The following is a 13,367-nucleotide window of genomic DNA, read 5'->3' as shown; positions in this document are numbered from 1 at the left end:
AAAATTTTTCTCTATAGCAATCCCTCAGTCTCACGTCTCCTTCTCAACCCTCCTCCCCCTCTTCAAGCACAGCCCTGATTCTCCGCACCCCGGCGGAAGAGGACTGCTCCTTGGTGATTTTGAACTTTCCGAGTTCCCCGGTCGCGGATACGTGCGGACCGCCGCAGACCTCCTTCGAAAAATCCCCCATTGTGTACACCTTGACCGTTTCTTCGTATTTTTCATCAAAGAGTGCCGTCGACCCTTGCTTCCTTGCCTCATCCAGCGACATCATCTCGAAGGAGACGGGGAGATTCCTTTCGATCTGGTCGTTGACGATCCGTTCGACCTCCCGTATCTGTTCTTCCGTCATCTTTTCCGGATGTGAAAAGTCGAAACGGAGCCGTTCGGCGGTAATGTTGCTTCCTTTCTGCTCCACGTGCTCGCCCAACACCATACGAAGCGCCTTGTGCAGCAGATGGGTCGCGGTATGCAAGCGTTTGACGATCTCCGAATGGTCCGCGAGCCCCCCTTTGAACGATTTGTCGCCCTGTTTCGATAATTCCTGGTGTTTTTCAAAGGCGGCCTCGAATCCTTCCCTGTCCACGGTAAACCCGTGTTCGGACGCAAGTTCTTCCGTAATTTCAAGGGGGAACCCGTAGGTATCGTAAAGCCTGAAGGCGACGCGGCCCGGTATGATTTTTTTAGGGTTTTTCAGGAGATTCGGCAGCAGCTTTTCGAACTCGTGTTCGCCCTTTTTGAGCGCGGCACCGAAGCGTTCTTCCTCACGGAGAAGTTCGGTGGTAATGACGTCCCTGTTTTTTCCAAGTTCGTGATAAATTTTTTCATAAATCCCCACGACCGCGAGGCCGAGCGCATCGAGGCACGCGTTTTCTTCCGCACACAGTTTTCTCATGTGCCGTATCGCGCGGCGGATGAGCCTTCGTAATATATAGCCCTGTCCGAGATTCGAGGGTTTCACCCCCTTTTCGTCTCCCAGGATAAAGACCGATGCCTTCATGTGATCGCTTATAATCCTCATCGACCTGTCCGTTTCCCGGTCTTTTCCGTATGATTTGCCTGTTTTTTCTTCTATAATTCCGATAATCGGCATGAAAAGCTCTGTTTCAAACACGCTCCTTTTGCCCTGAAGCATAGCGATCGTCCGCTCCACACCCATGCCGGTATCGACGGTTTTCTTTTCGAGCGGCTCAAAGGTGCCGGCTTCCGTCTTGTTGTATTGCATGAAGACATCGTTCCAGACCTCGAAGTATTTGCCGCAGTTGCATCCCGGCCTGCATTCGGCCGAACACGGGGGTTTTCCCATATCGATGAACATTTCCGTATCCGGGCCGCAGGGGCCGGTTTTCCCTGCCGGACCCCACCAGTTGTCGCTTCTGGGAAGGAAATAGATCCGCTGTTCGGGAATTCCGAGTGATTGCCAGACCGCAGCCGATTCATCATCCCTCGGTACATCCTTATCGCCGCAGAAGACGGTGACCGAAAGTTTTTCCGGAGAAAATCCGAGCCATTCGGGCGAGGTGAGAAACTCGTAACTCATCCGTATCGCCTCTTCCTTGAAATAGTCACCGAGAGACCAGTTGCCGAGCATTTCAAAAAAGGTGCAGTGGGAGGCGTCGCCCACCTCGTCGATATCGCCGGTGCGAATACACTTTTGAAAATCCACGAGACGTTTTCCTCCCGGATGGGGCTCGCCGAGGATGTACGGTACGAGGGGATGCATCCCCGCAGTGGTAAAGAGAACGGTCGGATCGTTCTCCGGGATGAGTGACTTACCGGATATCCTTGTATGTCCTTTGGAAACGAAAAAATCGATATATTTCCGTCTTAGTTCGTCCGCTTTCATATCCGCAATGTAAAGAGAGAGGGAAATAATGTCAAGATGATGAATATGGACTTCATCACCCCTTTACCACAAATAACCGAAGGAATCTTCGATACCGGGCGATTATCATATAGATACAAAAAAGGAGATAATAATGACATTATTAGCTAAAAGCGTCCTCTTCGTCGCCGTATGGACCGGACTGGTATGTATTATGGGGTGCGAAATGACAATCGACAAACCGGCAGGAGAGGCGGATCCGCCTGAGGAAATCCCCACACTACCTCCGTCCCCGGACCGTTCCCCTGAATCGACCGTCGAGCTTCAACCTCCGACCCCACAATCGACACCGGAATTCACGGAAGCCGCCACATCCGTACCGTCTCCACCTCCGTCCCCGGAACCGACACCGGATCCCACGGCAGAACCGGCGGCAACTCCGACCTCCGTCCCCACACCCGTCCCCACCGCAGCACCTTCGACCGCCCCGACGCCAACCCCGATTCACTACGCGATCATTTATTATGTATCGGACACCGATTGCAGCGACGATCAGTACCGTCAGGGTCTCGAGAAGGTACGAAAGGCATTAGGCGAGATCAAGGAACAATTCAATGTCGAATTCGATCTGGTCAATCTCGGAAAAACATGGGACGCACCGGAATCGGACGATACGGGGACGGTACTCAAGGATCTTTCCTCGGATTATTCCTCTTACCGCAATACGAACGAATATGTAGTCGGTTTTACACCCGTGATGGGAAACAATGGCGTCGCGTATCTAAACGGACACCATTGTGTCGTTGCCTGGAAGCCGTCGGGACTCCTCTCCTGGGATCATGAGGAAACCAAACTGACCACGCATGAACTTACCCATACATGGGGTGTCGCCGCCGAAGGCCATGTGGACAGCCTCCTTCCTTCGACCGAGGTCTGCATCATGAATTACTGGCACCTCGCCTTCATGGACGAGAACAATATCGTCTGGTGCGACGGATGCAGAACCATCGTGGAACACACAATGAACTCGTGGCCGGCACGGTGAACGGCGTCTAAAAGGTTTGACCCGGGGAAGGCATCAATGGTAGGATAAGGGTGATTCTTTTAATATGCGGAGGACATCATGGAAAAACGGACCCCGGTGACAAATCCGGTCTCGATAGCGATCCAGTTGTTGATTGTCCTTGTCATCCTGCCTTTTTCTCCGATATTTATTACGTTACGGTGGACATGGGGGGAGGCATGGTTGTACGGGATCATCAGCGCCTCGGGATTTATCATCAGCAGAATCCTGGCTGCCGGAAAACACCCCGATATCGTCAAGGAAAGGGCCGAATCATTCAAACATAAAGACACAAAATCATGGGACAAGGTGTTAGCCCCGATGCTTGCCTTCGGCAGCGGTCTTATCCCGGTAGCGGCGGGAATCGATGCATTATGCGGATTATCGCCCGGATTCAACGTTATTAGTAAGATTATAGCTGTTCTCCTGATACTGTCGGGCTATGCATTGGGCACTTACGCGTTAACCGAAAACCGGTATTTTTCCGGCACCGTCCGGATACAAACCGAACGGGGACACTCAGTCGTTACGACGGGGCCGTATCAATGGATACGGCATCCCGGCTACGCGGGGGCGTTGATAGCCAATATCGGTGTACCGATACTGCTTGATTCGTACTGGGCTTTTATCCCGGTTGTGTGCGTGGCGGTTATTGTCTTTATCCGTACCTACCTGGAAGATACCACCCTGCAGAAGGAACTGGAAGGATACCGTGAATATGCGAAGAAAACCGGAAAAAGACTGATACCGTTTATCTGGTAACTTCGCCCCGACCGCGCCGCAATACATCCGAAACTCCTTGACAAACGGATGTTTTCTACATTAATATACGGCGAGGTAACATTCGAATAAAAACGTCAAAAACATCGAAAAAAAGAAAATGTGTGCCTTGAGCTTATTCACTGAAACTGCGGCACCCGATTACCATTAACAGACCGCCCCCTGGGGGTGGATTGCCGGATCGTCGATGATTTGCTGCTTGGGGCCGTGCCGTTTATTTTCCGGTATGTTTTTGTAGAAATCCGCCGGCTTCAGGACGTTCTCCGAAGGCGGTTGATTTTTACTTCAAATAAAATCAAAGGAGGAACCTGATGCAGGTAAAAGTATTTTTAAATGAAGACGAGTTTCCCCGGCAATGGTACAACCTCGCCGCCGATCTCCCCTCGCCGATGCAGCCGCCGCTGGGTCCGGACGGGAAACCGATTTCGCCGGACATGCTCACCCCGGTATTCCCGATGAATCTGATCGAACAGGAAGTTTCCACGGAACGCTGGATCGATATTCCGGGAGGGGTATTGGAACTGCTTTTTCGATGGCGGCCCACACCACTCCACCGCGCGGTTTATCTTGAAAAGGCTCTGGGCACACCGGCAAAGATTTATTACAAAAACGAGAGTGTCTCGCCTCCTGGCAGCCACAAACCGAATACGGCGGTCGCCCAGGCGTGGTACAACAAAGAGTTCGGAATAAAAAAAATAACAACGGAAACCGGTGCCGGACAGTGGGGAAGCGCACTCGCTTTTGCCTGTTCCGTAGTCGGTCTCGAATGCAAGGTTTTCATGGTGCGGATAAGCTTCGACCAGAAACCCTATCGAAAAGTCATGATGCAGACATGGGGGGCTCAATGTATCGCGAGTCCGAGCAACCAGACGAACGCGGGAAGAGATATTCTCAAAAAGATGCCGGACACACCGGGAAGCCTCGGGATCGCGATAAGCGAAGCCGTCGAGGCCGCGGTCACCGATACATCGGGAGAAACCAGATATTCACTGGGCAGTGTTCTCAATCATGTCATGCTTCATCAGACGGTCATCGGACTCGAGGCAAAAAAACAGCTTGAAAAAATCGGCGAAAAGAAAGTCGATGTAGTAATCGGCTGCGCCGGCGGCGGAAGCAATTTCGCCGGTCTTTCATTCCCCTTTGTCTGCGACAAGATTCACGGCGCCGATATCGACATCATCCCGGTCGAACCGACCTCGTGTCCCACCATGACACGGGCGCCTTTTGTCTATGACCACGGCGATACGGCAAAAATGACGCCGCTTCTCCCCATGCATTCACTCGGCCATGATTTTATACCGCCGCCGATTCATGCCGGCGGTCTCCGCTATCACGGCATGGCACCCCTTGTCTGTCAGGCGATCGTCGAAGGCCTTCTCACGCCCAGAGCGCTTCACCAGACAGAGTGTTACAACGCGGCAGTCCAGTTCGCACGAACGGAAGGAATTATCTGCGCGCCTGAAACAAGCCACGCAGTCGCCGCGGCAATCCAGGAGGCAAAAAAGGCAAAAGAAGAGGGAAAAGAAAAGGTAATCCTCTTCAACATGAGCGGCCACGGCCTTATGGATTTAAGCGGATACGAAAACTTCTTCTCCGGGAAACTGATCGATTATCCGTTACCGGAAGACGAATTGAAGAAGTCCCTCAAATCGCTGGAAGGGCTTCCAAAACCGGCGGTAAACAAGACCGGAAAATGGTAAGGACGATCCCGGATGCAACCGGGATCGCTATTCGATAGAAGGGAATCACTCCGGAGGTATCGGCCCGTTGAGAAGGAGCAACACGCTTCATTATACAATAAAATGCATACCTCCGGGGTGCATATCCCCGTCACCTCCTAGATTACGGGCCGTGAGGGAATATGAGGAGATAGAATGAACGAACAGTATGATTCGGAACGAATATATTGCAGAAAACTCGGCCATCATCTTGGTTTTATATATTGCAGGACCGAACATGACGGTTTACCGTGTTCCCGCGTTCTCGATTGCTGGTTTTCTCGTATACCTGTCCGGGATTTCATACTCGCCAATTATTCGGAATCCGAGCGTGAACGTATATTTGCGCCGCCCCGCCAAAAGACGGAAACCCTGCTTGATCTTATTAAAAAAGCGCAAAGACACATCAAAAAAGAATAAAGGTCTCAAGAACTATTCCCGTCTTGCCATTCTTATTTGTTTTGGTCTGTTTTCATCGAAGACATCGACACGACACTTTGCCTCATATACATACTTATTCAAAAAAACCGCCGGATCCGGCAGCCCGGATTGCCTCCCGGCAACGTTAAAGTGACCGGTACTATTATAAAAAAAAGAGAGTGAATTCCGGCCCTCGAACGATTAATACTACAGAGAATAAAAAAGGAGAAAAAAATGAAGGGATATTTTCGCTACAGGGTGAAAAAAAACGGGAATGACGCATGGCGGATTAATGATAAAGTTAAACTTGTTCTTCTGAGTTTCAAGGAGAAAATCACCCCCGACCTTCTCTGTAAAATCAATGAAATCACCCCCGATCAACTCTTCGAATGGCGGGAAAAGTTTATCAGGGCGGGGCGGTACGGCCTTATGACCGAGGGGGCGACTGAAAGGGAACACGAACTCACCAAAAAAGTCGATTTTTTACAGGAAACACTCCAGTCGACCATACTCGAAAATATCATACTCAAGCGGAAAGTGAACAAAGCCGGATGATTGCCCGGACCCGCATCGGGCTATTGTCCGGTTATTGTCGATTGAAACGCATTCAAATTGAAACAGCTGCTATTAAAAAATAAAAAAGCAGGGTCTGTCCCCTGATAAAAGACATTTCCCTGCTTTTTTCGGTATACATTGCAGATTCATCAAACCGTGATGTTACGGATGAAACACCCGGCCGGACGTTCCGTGCCGCTTCTCACGCAAGGTGCTATCCGTATCTCGCAATACGGCCGCCTGAAGCTATTCGAATATGAGTCCGATCCGGATGCTGAACTCCTTCTCGTAGGCGCTGTTATAGTTTTTGACGTTGTACGTATTGATACATTCGCCGTAACCGCTGTAGAACTGGATATACGGCCTGAAACGGGAGAACAGTACACGTGTTTTCATCCCGATCTCCTGCCAGCCATAAAAGGGATCGAAAGATTCAAGGGGGTCGCCGCCGAATCCCAGACTGTTGTTGCCGATACCGAAACTCGCATAAAGCTCCTCGAGATCGTTTTTCTCATCATCGACGAGTTTGAGGAAAATTTTCGCGGCGAAATTGCCCATGTAATCTTCATAATCTTCGTTATTCGGTTCCTTGCGCCATAAATAATAAAATTTGAGATTAATGCCCAAATTCAGCCAGCTGCCCACACTGAATTGCGCCTCGACATACGACCGTTCGAATCCCAGCGAATACGGCTCGAATTGACCGTTGGAAAGGTGATCCCAGAATCCCAGCTGTATATAATCGATACCAGGAATGACCATATCGCCGGCAAAATTATTGCCGGATTCAAAGCACCAGAATATTTCCGGTGCGAAATTGATAACGGTAAAGGGACTCGACCACTCGTAAATCTGCCAGAACATGAGCTGGTTGTAGGCAAAATAAAGCCCGATCTTTAATGAATGAAACACATCGAATTTGAAACTTATATTGATTTTCCCCTGATCGTCCCCGATTCCCGTGATTAAATACATCGGTTTATATCCGGAAATCGCTTCCATCCAGGGACTTTCCGCGAAAACACCCGTGCTCATGAGCAAGAAACCCACAAGACAGACAATAAAAAAAATCGTTCTCATACCCTCGTCTCCTTTCCCGGCTGTATTGCCTTTTCGGGACAATAATGCCGGCTACTATAAAAGTATAGGTTTTTTGGAGGGTAATTCAAGTTTTATCCGCAGATTTTTCCTTTACGAGAAAAAGAAGTATCAATACCGATAAAAACGCGAAACCGCCGCCCGTAAAAAAGGGCAGTCCGGGCATGATCGAAAACAACACTCCCGCGATAATACTCGCGGGCAGAAGACCGATACCCACGATCATATGGTAAAATCCCAAAGCGGTCGCTTTCGCACCCGCGGGGGCGTTCTCCGCGACAAAGGCCTTTTCAACACCTTCGGTCAACGCGTAGTAGACGCCATAGACGGGCCAGAAAACCCAGAGGAGGAGATTTGCCCCCGGTGTAATGAATCCGAACGCGGCGTATACGACGGCATACAGGCAATAACCGGCGAGAAGAACGATTTTACGCCCGATGCGGTCGGAGAGGGCCCCGAAGAAGGGCGAAAGGACACTCGAACAAAGGTTGAACACGAGGTACATCACGACAACCAGCGGCAGCGATATATGAAGATCCATCGAACGAAGCATAAGAAAAAGATTGGAGGAGTTACCCAGGGTAAAGATAAACTGCGAAAGGAAAAACCATTTCAGATTCGTATTGTATTTATCCGGAGCCAGATCGGGGAGCGGTTTATCTGCCGAATTACCGGAAGAAACCTTCGGTTTGTCCTTGAGAAAAAAAAGGAAAATCACCCCGATAAAGGCCGGAATAAGTGAAATAAGAAAGACCGCTGAAAATGAATCGAAACTCTTGAGGTTTCCCGTTTTGACATCGAGGAATTGAAGAACAAGAAAGAAACAGATGACGGCCCCGAGTGTGGCACCGGCAAAATCCATGCCCCGTTGAAAGCCGAACGCCCTTCCCTGAAGCGCCGGTTGCGTCGATTCGGAAATGAGGGCGTCCCGAGGGGCCGCCCGAACTCCTTTACCCACACGGTCAAAAAAACGCGCGAGGAGAACAAAATACCACCCGTAACTTCCAAGGAGAAAGAATATTTTCGCGCAGGCTGAACAGGCGTACCCGACAATGACGGGTATTTTCCGTTTTTTTATTCTATCGGACAGGTATCCGGAAAACACCTTGAGGAGACTCGCCGAGGATTCGGCAATACCCTCGATAATCCCGAGGATCGGACCCAATGCGGCCTTTTGCGCGGCCATGATCATGGCAATGAACGCCTGCAGCAACGGGTATATCATTTCGGAAGAAACATCGGTAAAGAACGATGTGAACCCGGTAAGTATGACATTTTTATGAATCGGCTGTTTTACGGCAGGTTTATTTACATTTGTATCCGCTTCGGCTCTCTTTTTCATCGTGTTTCCTCCCTGATAAGGATTACATTTTTTCCAGAAACGGTATGGCGAGCAGATCGAAACCCTTTTTAAAGACCGCCTTGATCGCACGCAAAAGCCCGATCCGTGTCACTACGAGATCGGCGCGTTCGTTGTGCAGCACGGGATTATCGTGGTAATACCGTGAAAACAGCCTGGCCAATTCATAGAGGAACATCGCGATCACCGAAGGGTTAAGCTGTTCGGCGGCCTGCTCCACCTCTTCCGGGAACAGCGAGATAAGTTTGACGATTTCCCACTCCTCCCCGACGGAAAGCAGTTCGGGATCGAACACGCCCCCCATGTATTTCTCTTTCCGTTCCTCGAACTTTTTTAGAATGCTCGATATCCGTGCCCCCGTATACTGGAGATATGGCCCGGTATTGCCGGTAAACGAGATCGATTCCGAGGGATTAAAAATCATATCCTTGTTCGGCGTCACGGAAAGAAGATAATAATTGAGCGCTCCGAGCGCTATTTTCTTTGAAGTTTCTCCGATGTCATCGATCTCTTTCTCCCGTTCCCGCGCCCTGATTTCATTCTCCGCGAGTCCGATGAGTTCTTCAAGGAGATTGTCAGCGTCGACGACCGTTCCCTCCCGCGATTTCATTTTACCGTGGGGAAGGTTCACCATACCGTAGGACAGGTGAAAGAGGTTATCAGCCCAGCCGAAACCCAGCATGCCGAGGACTTTGAAAAGGACCTGAAAATGGTAATTCTGTTCCGAAGCGACAACATAGATAAGCCGGTCGAAAGGCCAGTCCCGATGCCGCTGAATCGCGGTTCCGATGTCCTGGGTAATGTAGAGGGATGTTCCGTCACCCCGGAGAAGGACTTTTTGGTCGAGGCCGTCATCACTCAGATCCACCCAGACGGAGTTGTCTTCCTTTTTATGGAAGATATTCTTTTCAAGCCCTTTGAGTATCTCGTCCCTCCCGTAACGGTAGGTTTCGCTTTCAAAATAATAACTGTCAAAGGAAATACCGGTATTCTCGTATGTTTTTTTTATCCCCTCTATCGCCCACCTGTTCATCTTATCCCAGAGTTCCCTCACCCCCGGATCGCCCGATTCCCAGGCTTTGAGCATATATCGGGCCTCTTCTTCCGCCCCGGAATCTTCCTTTACCCATTCATTGAACCTGACATAGTAATTGCCGACGAAATGGTCGGACTTGATATGCTCGCTTTCCGGGGTTCTGTCTTTTCCGAAACGCTTGTAGGCGAGCATCGATTTACAGATATGGATACCCCTGTCATTGATGAGGTTGACCTTTCTGACATCCGCCCCGTTTGCCTCAAGGATTCTCGCGATACTTTCGCCGATGGAATCGTTTCTCATATGGCCGAGATGAAGGGGTTTATTGGTATTTGGGCAGGAGAACTCGACCATGATCTTTTTGCCGGATAACGCCGTCCCCGCTCCGTATCCTTCCGTCATACTGTTGACAGCCGCGATCACCTCTTCGGCGACACGTCCCTTATCGAGTTTGATATTGACATACGGACCCGACGCTTCGGCATGTCCCAGCTTCTTTCGCGTGATTTCATCCGCCACCATGGCGGCGATCGCCTGCGGCGCCTTCCGGAAGCGTTTCGCGAAACCGAACATCGGAAATGCGATATCCCCGAGTTCCGGATTCGGGGGTGTTTCGGCAACCATATCCCCTGCCGAATTGCCTTTGCTGAATTGTTCGGGGTCATCCGCCATGTGCTCCAGAATCGAAACAATAATGGCCCGCCACCTGTCCCTGTATAGTTTCATGACCGTTCCTCGTGTTCACGTCTGTTTTTCCGGTTATACCCGATATATCCGATTAAAGCAAGCATCAGTGTAAAAGTTTCCCCGCCGTCCCGCCTGAAAGAGGCGAGATGCGGATTGCATGAAGTGCAGTCCCCGACGACATCGCATTCTTTCACGCCGCAGCCTTCGAGCAGGCCTATGTTCGCCTGTCTGAGATCGAGGAAGAATTTCCCGTTGTCCACTCTGCCCGCGCCGGGACCGAACTCACCGGTAAAGCTTTCATATCGGTCTTTATCAACCTCGTAACAGCACGACCCGATCCCGGGACCTATCACCACCCGTATGTCGCAGGCCGCAGCACCGCATTCCTTTTTCATCATATCGATACCGTTCCGGATAATCCCGGTTCCCTTCCATCCCGAATGGAGAACACCGAACCCCTTCCCCCGTTTATCAAAAAGGAAAACGGGGAGGCAGTCCGCGACCGTAACGCACAGGATATTGCCGCGGCCACGGGTCACCATCCCGTCCCCCACCATTTGTTGATATTCCCCGGGCGCCCCGTTTTCCGGTATGAACACGACGTTCTTTGTATGCTTCTGGTAAAGGGAAAAAACGCGGGATTCGTCGATCCCGTACACCCTGAAAAGGTTTTTGCGATACGGAAGCGTATCCCGTTTGAAAAAGGCCATATCCCCCGCTCGTTTGAGCGAGAGCAAGGCGGATGGTCCGGGTCCGTCCCCACCGTCATGGCTGGAGGGTATTCGCACCATGTGTTCGCGTCCTGTCATATCGAGGTCGATGTATCGTATCATGTACCCGTAAGAGAGTACATGGTAGCGCCCTCATGGTCAACCGGCCACTGACTTTCCGCAGTCAACGCCGGAAACAAGCGGCCATGTGCATCGAGACCCTTCCATACACCGAACCTCCGTCCCCCGCCTTGCTTTTTCACCCCCGCAATGCTATGGTTTATATCATGTACGGTCTGAAGGAGGACGACGAACCATGAGTTACTGGGCTATCGATCTCGGGACGACAAACAGTACGGTCGCGCGATGGAACGAGGCTTCGCGCTCGCCCGAATTGCTGCACATGGAAGGTATCTGCCGCGAACCGGCGGAAGGGCAGGAGATCGAAGTACGTTACTCGATTCCCAGCTGTCTCTATATCCTGCCCCAAAACGACTGGAAAACACGTATCGGCTCATGGCCGTTGTTTCAGAAACATTTTTTTATCGGGACGCAGGCCCTTATCGGCAGACAGGCCTCGGAAAAGGACGCCTGTGCCTATTCACCCGCCTATATTCCGGGATTCAAGCCGTACCTGATCCGCGACAGTTACCGTACCCTGACCAGGATCGGGCAGAAGACGTATTCGGCGCGAAAGGCAGCGACGACCTTTGTCCGGGAACTCCTCTGCCTGATTAAAAGAAAAACGGGCGAACGTCCGAGGTACGTCACCTTCAGTGTTCCGGTCGACAGTTACGAACCCTACAGGGCCGAACTCAAACACATCTCCTCCCAACTCGGCATCAGCCACTTCAACCCGATCGACGAACCGGTCGCGGCCGCAATCGGCTACGGCCTCAGGATCGACGAACCGCAATGCGTTCTCGTTATCGATTTCGGCGGCGGCACCCTCGACCTCGCCCTCATCGAAGTACTCGAAAAACAGGCTGAGCTGGGAAGGGCGCGCGTGGTCGCGAAATACGGCGCGCCGGTCGGCGGCAATGTGGTCGACGCGTGGCTCGTCGCCAGGTTCTGCAAAGAATGCGCCTACGATCTCAAAAAACATTCGACGGACGCGAATGTCTCGTGGTGGTACCGCGTCATGCTCGAAGAAGCGTGCAGGGTGAAGGAAAGCCTTTTTTTCAGACCTCACGATACATTTTTCATTTCACCGCCAAAGGAAATGCAGCGTTTCGAAGCGCTTCTTTACGCGAAGGACCAGCGGCTGGACAAACCGCTCGACGTTACACGGGAAGACCTCGTCGATGTACTCCGGGAACGGGGTCTCTATTCTCTTTTCGACCGGTGCATCGACAATATCATGGAGCAGGCCGAATCGAAGGGCCTGACCGAACGCAACATTTCCGAGGTGCTGATGGTCGGCGGCTCCACGCTTCTGCCGGACATCTACTCGCGGGTCGAGTCGCGATTCGGACGTGACAAAGTGCGGGCGTGGCAGCCCTTTGCCGCGGTCGCCTACGGGGCGTGCGCCTATGCCGCCGGGCATCTGACAAAATCGGATTTTATCACCCACGACTATGCCTTCATCACCTACGACAAGGACACCCATAAGCCGCAATACAACATCATTATCCCTCACGGGACGCCCTTTCCGACCGCCCGCGATTTCTGGAAGCGGCAGCTTACCCCGACATGTCCGCTCGGGGAACCGGAACGGATCTTCAAGCTTCTCATCTGCGAAATAGGCAAGGCCCATTCCGTCGAACAGGAGTTTGTCTGGGACAGTTTCGGGAGACTTCATTCGTTCAAGGCCGGGGACGAAAAAAAACCGCTTGTCATACCGCTCAACGAATCGAACCCGACACTCGGCTATCTCAATCCCCCCCACCCGCCGAGGGACAGGTCGGCACGGCTCGAGGTCGCCTTTATGGTGAACGCCGAACGGTGGTTGTGCGCCACGGTGTACGATATTAGGACGCGCAGGTACCTGCTGATCGACGAACCCGTCTACCGCCTGAAATGACACGGGCCGGTACCGCCGCGAAGGACGTCTTCATTCGTCATTCGACCCCGAATGCTCGTCATTCGACCCCGAATGCTCGTCATTCGACCCCG

At 51.6% G+C, this 13,367-nt stretch carries 11 protein-coding genes; 6 read left to right on the top strand and 5 right to left on the bottom strand.

Annotated features, from left to right (window positions below):
• Positions 1-43: 43 nt before the first annotated feature.
• Entirely contained in the window at positions 44-1,846 is a 1,803-nt protein-coding gene (locus tag JW881_01885; GenBank protein ID MBN1696239.1) for an alanine--tRNA ligase, read from the bottom strand.
• A 133-nt stretch (positions 1,847-1,979) separates the two neighbouring features.
• Between JW881_01885 and JW881_01880 the strand changes: the two genes are divergently transcribed.
• The 5 genes from JW881_01880 to JW881_01860 all read left to right on the top strand — a co-directional run bounded on the left by JW881_01880 (position 1,980) and on the right by JW881_01860 (position 6,361).
• The gene (locus JW881_01880) at positions 1,980-2,870 is read left to right on the top strand and encodes a hypothetical protein (GenBank protein MBN1696238.1); all 891 of its coding nucleotides are present in this window, start codon (positions 1,980-1,982) and stop codon (positions 2,868-2,870) included.
• A gap of 78 nt (positions 2,871-2,948) precedes the next feature.
• The gene (locus JW881_01875) at positions 2,949-3,650 is read left to right on the top strand and encodes an isoprenylcysteine carboxylmethyltransferase family protein (GenBank protein MBN1696237.1); all 702 of its coding nucleotides are present in this window, start codon (positions 2,949-2,951) and stop codon (positions 3,648-3,650) included.
• Positions 3,651-3,979: 329 nt separating this feature from the next.
• The gene (locus tag JW881_01870) at positions 3,980-5,368 is read left to right on the top strand and encodes a TrpB-like pyridoxal phosphate-dependent enzyme (GenBank protein MBN1696236.1); all 1,389 of its coding nucleotides are present in this window, start codon (positions 3,980-3,982) and stop codon (positions 5,366-5,368) included.
• A gap of 174 nt (positions 5,369-5,542) precedes the next feature.
• Entirely contained in the window at positions 5,543-5,806 is a 264-nt protein-coding gene (locus JW881_01865; GenBank protein MBN1696235.1) for a hypothetical protein, read from the top strand.
• A gap of 234 nt (positions 5,807-6,040) precedes the next feature.
• Positions 6,041-6,361, top strand: coding sequence for a hypothetical protein (locus JW881_01860; protein MBN1696234.1), 321 nt, complete (start codon positions 6,041-6,043; stop codon positions 6,359-6,361).
• A 246-nt stretch (positions 6,362-6,607) separates the two neighbouring features.
• Here JW881_01860 and JW881_01855 read toward each other — a convergent pair whose 3' ends face one another.
• The 4 genes from JW881_01855 to JW881_01840 all read right to left on the bottom strand — a co-directional run bounded on the left by JW881_01855 (position 6,608) and on the right by JW881_01840 (position 11,375).
• Positions 6,608-7,441 carry a phospholipase A gene (locus JW881_01855; GenBank protein MBN1696233.1) on the bottom strand — a complete coding sequence of 278 codons (834 nt, stop codon included), beginning with the start codon at positions 7,439-7,441 and terminating at the stop codon, positions 6,608-6,610.
• 85 nt (positions 7,442-7,526) lie between these two features.
• Complete coding sequence (locus tag JW881_01850) at positions 7,527-8,801, bottom strand: MFS transporter (GenBank protein ID MBN1696232.1); 1,275 nt, start codon at positions 8,799-8,801, stop codon at positions 7,527-7,529.
• A 22-nt stretch (positions 8,802-8,823) separates the two neighbouring features.
• On the bottom strand, positions 8,824-10,581 hold the full coding sequence (locus tag JW881_01845; protein ID MBN1696231.1) for an arginine--tRNA ligase: 1,758 nt from the start codon (positions 10,579-10,581) through the stop codon (positions 8,824-8,826).
• The gene (locus tag JW881_01840) at positions 10,578-11,375 is read right to left on the bottom strand and encodes a polyphenol oxidase family protein (protein ID MBN1696230.1); all 798 of its coding nucleotides are present in this window, start codon (positions 11,373-11,375) and stop codon (positions 10,578-10,580) included. The genes JW881_01845 and JW881_01840 overlap by 4 nt, the downstream gene beginning before the upstream one ends.
• A 193-nt stretch (positions 11,376-11,568) precedes the next feature.
• Here JW881_01840 and JW881_01835 point away from each other — a divergent pair, with 193 nt between their 5' ends.
• Positions 11,569-13,275: an Hsp70 family protein gene (locus tag JW881_01835; protein MBN1696229.1), complete on the top strand. Its 1,707-nt coding sequence runs from the start codon at positions 11,569-11,571 to the stop codon at positions 13,273-13,275.
• Positions 13,276-13,367: the final 92 nt, after the last annotated feature.

This window comes from Spirochaetales bacterium, assembly GCA_016930085.1.
In the GTDB taxonomy this organism is placed as follows: Bacteria; Spirochaetota; Spirochaetia; order SZUA-6; family JAFGRV01; genus JAFGHO01.
This window is presented reverse-complemented; position numbering and strand designations above follow the sequence as displayed.